The sequence below is a fragment of the Variovorax sp. PBL-H6 genome, from assembly GCF_901827155.1.
Taxonomy (GTDB): Bacteria; Pseudomonadota; Gammaproteobacteria; order Burkholderiales; family Burkholderiaceae_C; genus Variovorax.
In genome coordinates this window covers 4,783,468-4,790,000 of the sequence record NZ_LR594659.1, presented here as the reverse complement: position 1 = coordinate 4,790,000, position 6,533 = coordinate 4,783,468, and the positions used below count along the sequence as shown (strand labels likewise).

General features: G+C 56.9%; 2 protein-coding genes, 2 rRNA genes and 1 pseudogene. 2 read left to right on the top strand and 3 right to left on the bottom strand.

Features of this window, described 5'->3' with window-relative positions:
• Positions 1-139 precede the first annotated feature (139 nt).
• Both G3W89_RS22675 and rrf read left to right on the top strand, forming a co-directional pair.
• Positions 140-3,010 (top strand): 23S ribosomal RNA (locus G3W89_RS22675).
• A gap of 117 nt (positions 3,011-3,127) precedes the next feature.
• A 5S ribosomal RNA gene (gene rrf / locus G3W89_RS22670) occupies positions 3,128-3,240 on the top strand.
• An 84-nt stretch (positions 3,241-3,324) separates the two neighbouring features.
• Here rrf and istB read toward each other — a convergent pair.
• The 3 genes and pseudogenes from istB to G3W89_RS22655 all read right to left on the bottom strand — a co-directional run bounded on the left by istB (position 3,325) and on the right by G3W89_RS22655 (position 6,515).
• On the bottom strand, positions 3,325-4,137 hold the full coding sequence (gene istB / locus G3W89_RS22665) for an IS21-like element helper ATPase IstB (RefSeq protein WP_232076848.1): 813 nt from the start codon (positions 4,135-4,137) through the stop codon (positions 3,325-3,327).
• A 20-nt stretch (positions 4,138-4,157) separates the two neighbouring features.
• A complete protein-coding gene (istA, locus tag G3W89_RS22660; protein ID WP_162576277.1) occupies positions 4,158-5,168 on the bottom strand; it encodes an IS21 family transposase in 1,011 nt (336 codons plus the stop codon).
• Between the two features lie 178 nt (positions 5,169-5,346).
• Positions 5,347-6,515, bottom strand: a pseudogene (locus G3W89_RS22655) (DNA topoisomerase IB).
• Positions 6,516-6,533 lie beyond the last annotated feature (18 nt).

Genomic DNA, 6,533 nt, shown 5'->3' with positions numbered 1-6,533 from the left:
GCAACAAGAATTTTTGATTGCGTCAAATGAACTTTACTTCGAAGCAATTCGAATTAAAGACGGCATAACGCGTCAGGTGAAAGACCTGGCGTATTCCTTGATTGGCTTTAATTTCTGTGAAGAAATGTCAAAGTTATAGGGTCAAGTGAATAAGAGCATGTGGTGGATGCCTTGGCGATGATAGGCGACGAAGGACGTGATAGCCTGCGATAAGCTTCGGGGAGCTGGCAAATTAGCTTTGATCCGGAGATTTCCGAATGGGGAAACCCACCGAAAGGTATCGTTATCTGAATACATAGGGTAACGAGGCGAACCGGGTGAACTGAAACATCTCAGTAGCTCGAGGAAAAGACATCAACCGAGATTCCGAAAGTAGTGGCGAGCGAAATCGGAAGAGCCTGTTAGTGATAGCACAAGACTTAACGGAACGGCTTGGAAAGGCCGGCCATAGTGGGTGACAGCCCCGTACGTGAAAAGATTTGTGTGGTACTGAGCTGACGAAAAGTAGGGCGGGACACGAGAAATCCTGTCTGAAGATGGGGGGACCATCCTCCAAGGCTAAATACTCATCATCGACCGATAGTGAACTAGTACCGTGAGGGAAAGGCGAAAAGAACCCCGGGAGGGGAGTGAAATAGATCCTGAAACCGCATGCTTACAAAAAGTCGGAGCCCGCAAGGGTGACGGCGTACCTTTTGTATAATGGGTCAGCGACTTACATTCAGTGGCAAGGTTAACCGAATAGGGAAGCCGTAGAGAAATCGAGTCCGAATAGGGCGTCTAGTCGCTGGGTGTAGACCCGAAACCAAGTGATCTATCCATGGCCAGGATGAAGGTGCCGTAACAGGTACTGGAGGTCCGAACCGACTAGTGTTGCAAAACTAGCGGATGAGCTGTGGATAGGGGTGAAAGGCTAAACAAACTTGGAAATAGCTGGTTCTCTCCGAAAACTATTTAGGTAGTGCCTCAAGTATTACCGTCGGGGGTAGAGCACTGTTTTGGCTAGGGGGTCATGGCGACTTACCAAACCAAGGCAAACTCCGAATACCGACGAGTACAGCTTGGGAGACAGAGCACCGGGTGCTAACGTCCGGACTCAAGAGGGAAACAACCCAGACCGCCAGCTAAGGTCCCTAAAATTGGCTAAGTGGGAAACGAAGTGGGAAGGCTAAAACAGTCAGGATGTTGGCTTAGAAGCAGCCATCATTTAAAGAAAGCGTAATAGCTCACTGATCGAGTCGTCCTGCGCGGAAGATGTAACGGGGCTAAGCCAGTTACCGAAGCTGCGGATGCACAGTTTACTGTGCGTGGTAGGAGAGCGTTCTGTAAGCCTGTGAAGGTGCGTTGTAAAGCGTGCTGGAGGTATCAGAAGTGCGAATGCTGACATGAGTAGCGTTAAAGGGGGTGAAAAGCCCCCTCGCCGTAAGCGCAAGGTTTTCTACGCAACGTTCATCGGCGTAGAGTGAGTCGGCCCCTAAGGCGAGGCAGAGATGCGTAGCTGATGGGAAACAGGTCAATATTCCTGTACCGATGTGTAGTGCGATGTGGGGACGGATCTTAATAGGTCATCCGGGTGTTGGATATCCCGGTTTAGTTGGAAGTAGGCGTGCGTTAGGCAAATCCGGCGCACATATACCGAGGCCAACGATCGAGCCAGCTTGCTGGTGAAGTGACTGAACGAGGTTCCAGGAAAAGCCACTAAGCTTCAGCTGCACACGACCGTACCGCAAACCGACACTGGTGCGCGAGATGAGTATTCTAAGGCGCTTGAGAGAACTCAGGAGAAGGAACTCGGCAAATTGACACCGTAACTTCGGAAGAAGGTGTGCCCTAATAGTGTGAAGTGAACAACGGAGCATGAATGGGTTGCAAAAAATCGGTGGCTGCGACTGTTTATTAAAAACACAGCACTCTGCAAACACGAAAGTGGACGTATAGGGTGTGACGCCTGCCCGGTGCTGGAAGATTAAATGATGGGGTGCAAGCTCTTGATTGAAGTCCCAGTAAACGGCGGCCGTAACTATAACGGTCCTAAGGTAGCGAAATTCCTTGTCGGGTAAGTTCCGACCTGCACGAATGGCGTAACGATGGCCACACTGTCTCCTCCTGAGACTCAGCGAAGTTGAAATGTTTGTGATGATGCAATCTCCCCGCGGAAAGACGGAAAGACCCCATGAACCTTTACTGTAGCTTTGTATTGGACTTTGAACAGATCTGTGTAGGATAGGTGGGAGGCTTTGAAGTGTGGTCGCTAGATCGCATGGAGCCAACGTTGAAATACCACCCTGGTGTGTTTGAGGTTCTAACCTAGGTCCATTATCTGGATTGGGGACAGTGCATGGTAGGCAGTTTGACTGGGGCGGTCTCCTCCCAAAGCGTAACGGAGGAGTTCGAAGGTACGCTAGTTACGGTCGGACATCGTGACGATAGTGCAATGGCATAAGCGTGCTTAACTGCGAGACTGACAAGTCGAGCAGATGCGAAAGCAGGACATAGTGATCCGGTGGTTCTGTATGGAAGGGCCATCGCTCAACGGATAAAAGGTACTCTGGGGATAACAGGCTGATACCGCCCAAGAGTTCATATCGACGGCGGTGTTTGGCACCTCGATGTCGGCTCATCTCATCCTGGGGCTGTAGCCGGTCCCAAGGGTATGGCTGTTCGCCATTTAAAGAGGTACGTGAGCTGGGTTTAAAACGTCGTGAGACAGTTTGGTCCCTATCTTCCGTGGGCGCTGCAGATTTGAGGAAGCCTGCTCCTAGTACGAGAGGACCGGAGTGGACACACCTCTGGTGTATCGGTTGTCACGCCAGTGGCATTGCCGAGTAGCTAAGTGTGGAAGAGATAACCGCTGAAAGCATCTAAGCGGGAAACTCGTTTCAAGATGAGATCTGCCGGGGCCTTGAGCCCCCTTAAGAGTCGTTCTAGACCAGGACGTTGATAGGTCGGGTGTGGAAGCGCAGCAATGCGTTAAGCTAACCGATACTAATTGCTCGTGCGGCTTGACCCTATAACTTTGATCTCCCAGATCAAGGTTTTATGCCAAGTGACGCAGTCAAATACCAAGCTGATTTAACTCTATGAATTCGCCGTCTTGACCTCAACACCAAGACAGCACCCCTTTATGCCTGATGACCATAGCGAGGTGGTCCCACTCCTTCCCATCCCGAACAGGACAGTGAAACGCCTCAGCGCCGATGATAGTGCGGGTTCCCGTGTGAAAGTAGGTCATCGTCAGGCTCTTACAGCCACAAAAAGCCCAACCAGCAATGGTTGGGCTTTTTGCTTTTAGAACCCCCGCACGCGCTACCATCCCAATACCTGTCAACGCCGATTAAAATCGGACCCACTTTCAGCATGGTCGCCGAAGTAAATCTGACCCACCCGGATCACTCTCGTGGCCCTCCTTGCCGCCTGGCCGGCCTTGCGTTTGTCTTTCAATCGGAAGCTCTCGCTCGTGATCTGCACAATGTGGGCATGGTGCAGCAGCCGGTCCAGCATCGCCGCCGTCAGCGTCTGGTCATCCGCGAAGGCGCTCGCCCACTGCATGAACGGCAGGTTGCTCGTAAGCACCATCGAGCCTCGCTCGTAGCGCTTGGCCGCCACGTTGAAGAACAGGTTGGCCTGGTCCCGCCCGAACGGCAGGTAGCCGATCTCGTCGATCACCAACAGCTTCGGTCCGAGCACGGCTCGGTTGAAGTATTCCTTCAGCCGGCTCTGCGCCTTGGCCGCTGCCAGTTGCATCATGAGGTCAGCCGCGGTGATGAAGCGCGCCTTGTGTCCCGCCATCACCGCACGGTGGCACAGTGCCAAGGCGACATGGGTCTTGCCGACGCCGCTTGGCCCGAGCAGCACCACATTCTCGGCACGCTCGACGAATGCCAGGTGGCCCAGCTCCACGATCTGCGCCTTGGGCGCGCCAGTTGCCTGGGTCCGATCGAACTGCTCCAGCGTCTTAACGGAGGGCATCGTCGCCAGGCGCATCATGGTCACGCGCTTGCGCTCCTCTCGCGCCACGAACTCGCTGGCGAGGACCTTCTCGAGGAAGTCGGCGAAGCTGGTTCCGTCGCGCGCAGCGCCCTGCGCCAGTGCGCTGCCCAGCCGTGCGAACTTGAGTTGTTCGCACAGCTCAGCGATGCGGTCAAGTTACAAGCTCATCACGCAGCCTCCAGCAAGGCGTCGTACACCAACAGCGGATGCTGCAACCTCTCCACCGGCAGGGCCACGCGCTGACGTATGAGCGCCGGCGCCTTGAGCGCTGGCGCGCTCAGCATGACCGCGCGTTCTTCGGCCAGCCGCACTGCGGGCACGGCCTTGGTGGTGGCGTGCACGCGAGCGTTGGCAACCTCGTCGAGCCAGCGACGCACGTGCAGGTTGGCCAGATTGGCATCGAGCCGCAGGCCGCTTGCTTCCAACGTCGCGGCCAGCGGGACCAGGAAGCTGCCCTTCAGGTGCGAATTAAATCGCTCGACCTTGCCCTTGGTCTTGGCCCGGTAAGGGCGACACAGCCGGGGCGTGAAGCCGCATGCCTCCGCGAGATCTCTCAACTCGCCGTTCCAGCGGTGCAGGCCTTCGCCGTAGGCGTCGCGTTCGATCACCACGGCCTTGGTGTTGTCGAACAGGACATGCTCGGGCACCTCGCCGAAATAGTCGAAGGCCTCGCGCAACCCCGTGCACAGCGTGGCGGCGTCTTCGCCGGAGCACGCGACGAACTTCACGAAGCTCGCGCGGCTGTAGCCCATGGTGACCACCAGCGCCAACAGCGGATCGCGGCCTCGCCTGACATAGGTGAAGTCGGCCTGCATCTGCTTGCCCGGTGGGGTCTCGAAGCGCACCAGCGGCTCGGGCTCGCTCTTCTTCAAGGGCGCCAGCCAGGCCTTGAGCTGGCTGATGCCGCCGGCGTAGCCGCGCTCGCGGATCTCGCGCAAGAGCACGGTGGCTGAAATCCACCGCGGGCGGGCCTGCTCGACACGCTCACGCAAATAGCCCTTGTACTCGTCGAGCTTGCATGCCCGCGCTTCGCGCGGGCCGTATCGCCGTGCCGTCTCGTCTCTCAGATACCGGCGCACCGTGTTGCGCGAACAGTCCAACTGCTTCGCGATCGCTCTGACGCTCTCGCCTCTTCGGGCCATCACTCGTATCTCCACTGCTTGCTCCTGGGTCAACATCGACGGCGCCCAAAAGGCCGTCATCCTCGCCCAGGTGGGTCACCTTTACTCCGGCGCAGTGGGTCAGTATTTGCTTCGGCGCCAACCCACTCGCTCACTCTTCAGTGTGGCGGGAGTCGATCTACGCTGCATTGAACATGGGTTGTAGTGTCGCACGATGCGGAACGAGGGTCTTAGATCAACATGCCTGCACTGGCTGCTTACCCCTCGAGGGGCTCGAGTGCCCGCGCCTTCGACTCCCCGAGATGGCCTTCTGGGCGCGCCGAGCCTCCAGCCGGTGTCGCCGTAAGAACGCAAGCAATCGTGCCTCCGCCGCATGAAGCCGGTGCACGCTTCGAGGCGCGTCTGAGAGTTCCTTCCAGATCTCGGTCATTGCCCCGGAGTCGGTGGAAAGTTTGGCGCCGAGCGTCAGCACAGCCGGATGAATATAGGCCTTCTTGCAAACTGCGGGCGTGTTACCGAGTTGTCGGGCTACCGCACCGAGAATCTCCTTGGCACTGACGCGTGAGATGGGCGATCCGCTGGTTCACCACTGCAAGCAAGGCGCGTGAGTTCAAGCGCTTGCACTGTTCCGTGCCATGTTCGGAAATCCTTCGCAGTGAAATTGTCTCCCGCAGCGTCTCGCAAGTACTCGTTGACGTCAGAGGACGACACGCTGCGCGCTTCGCCGTCGAGGCCCTGGAACTGGAACAGCTCTTGGCCGGGCAACTGTTGGCAACTCCGAATCACGCGCGTTACTCGTGGATCATCGACTTGGGCCTCATGCAGCACGCCACTCTTGCCCCGAAAGCGCAGCTTCAGCGAGGTACCGCGCACATCCACGTGCCGGTTGCGCAAGGTCGTGAGGCCATAAGATTGATTGCTGTTTGCGTATTCGTCATTGCCAACCCGAAGGAAGGTGATGTCAAGGAGGCGCACTAACGTGGCCAGCACCGCCGCGCGGCCCGGCGAAGATTCCTTCGCAGCTGCTCGAAGGTCGCGGGCCACTCGCGCGCGAATTCTCGGCAACGCGCGCCCGAACAATTCCAGTCGTTCGAACTTGGTCTCATCCTTCAGCAGGCGCCATTCGGCGTGATAGCGGTACTGTTTGCGGCCGCGTGCATCAATCCCCGTGGCCTGGAGATGGCCGTTGGGCAACGGACAGATCCAGACATCCGTGTACGCGGGCGGAATTGCCAATTGCCTGATACGCGAAAGCTCATTGATGTCGCGCAACCAATGGCCCTTGGCGTCCCGATAACGAAAGCTGCGCCCGTGCCGTACACGGGTGAATCCTGGCATACGGGCGTCCACGTAGACGAGCCCGTTGGTAAGAGGCACAGGTTGGGGACTTGCAGCGTCAGCCATGCGGTTGAAAGAAATTGC

Excerpts from the sequence above, each read along its gene's own strand:
- istA (WP_162576277.1), bottom strand. The coding sequence starts at position 5,168 with ATGTTGACCCAGGAGCAAGCAGTGGAGATACGAGTGATGGCCCGAAGA.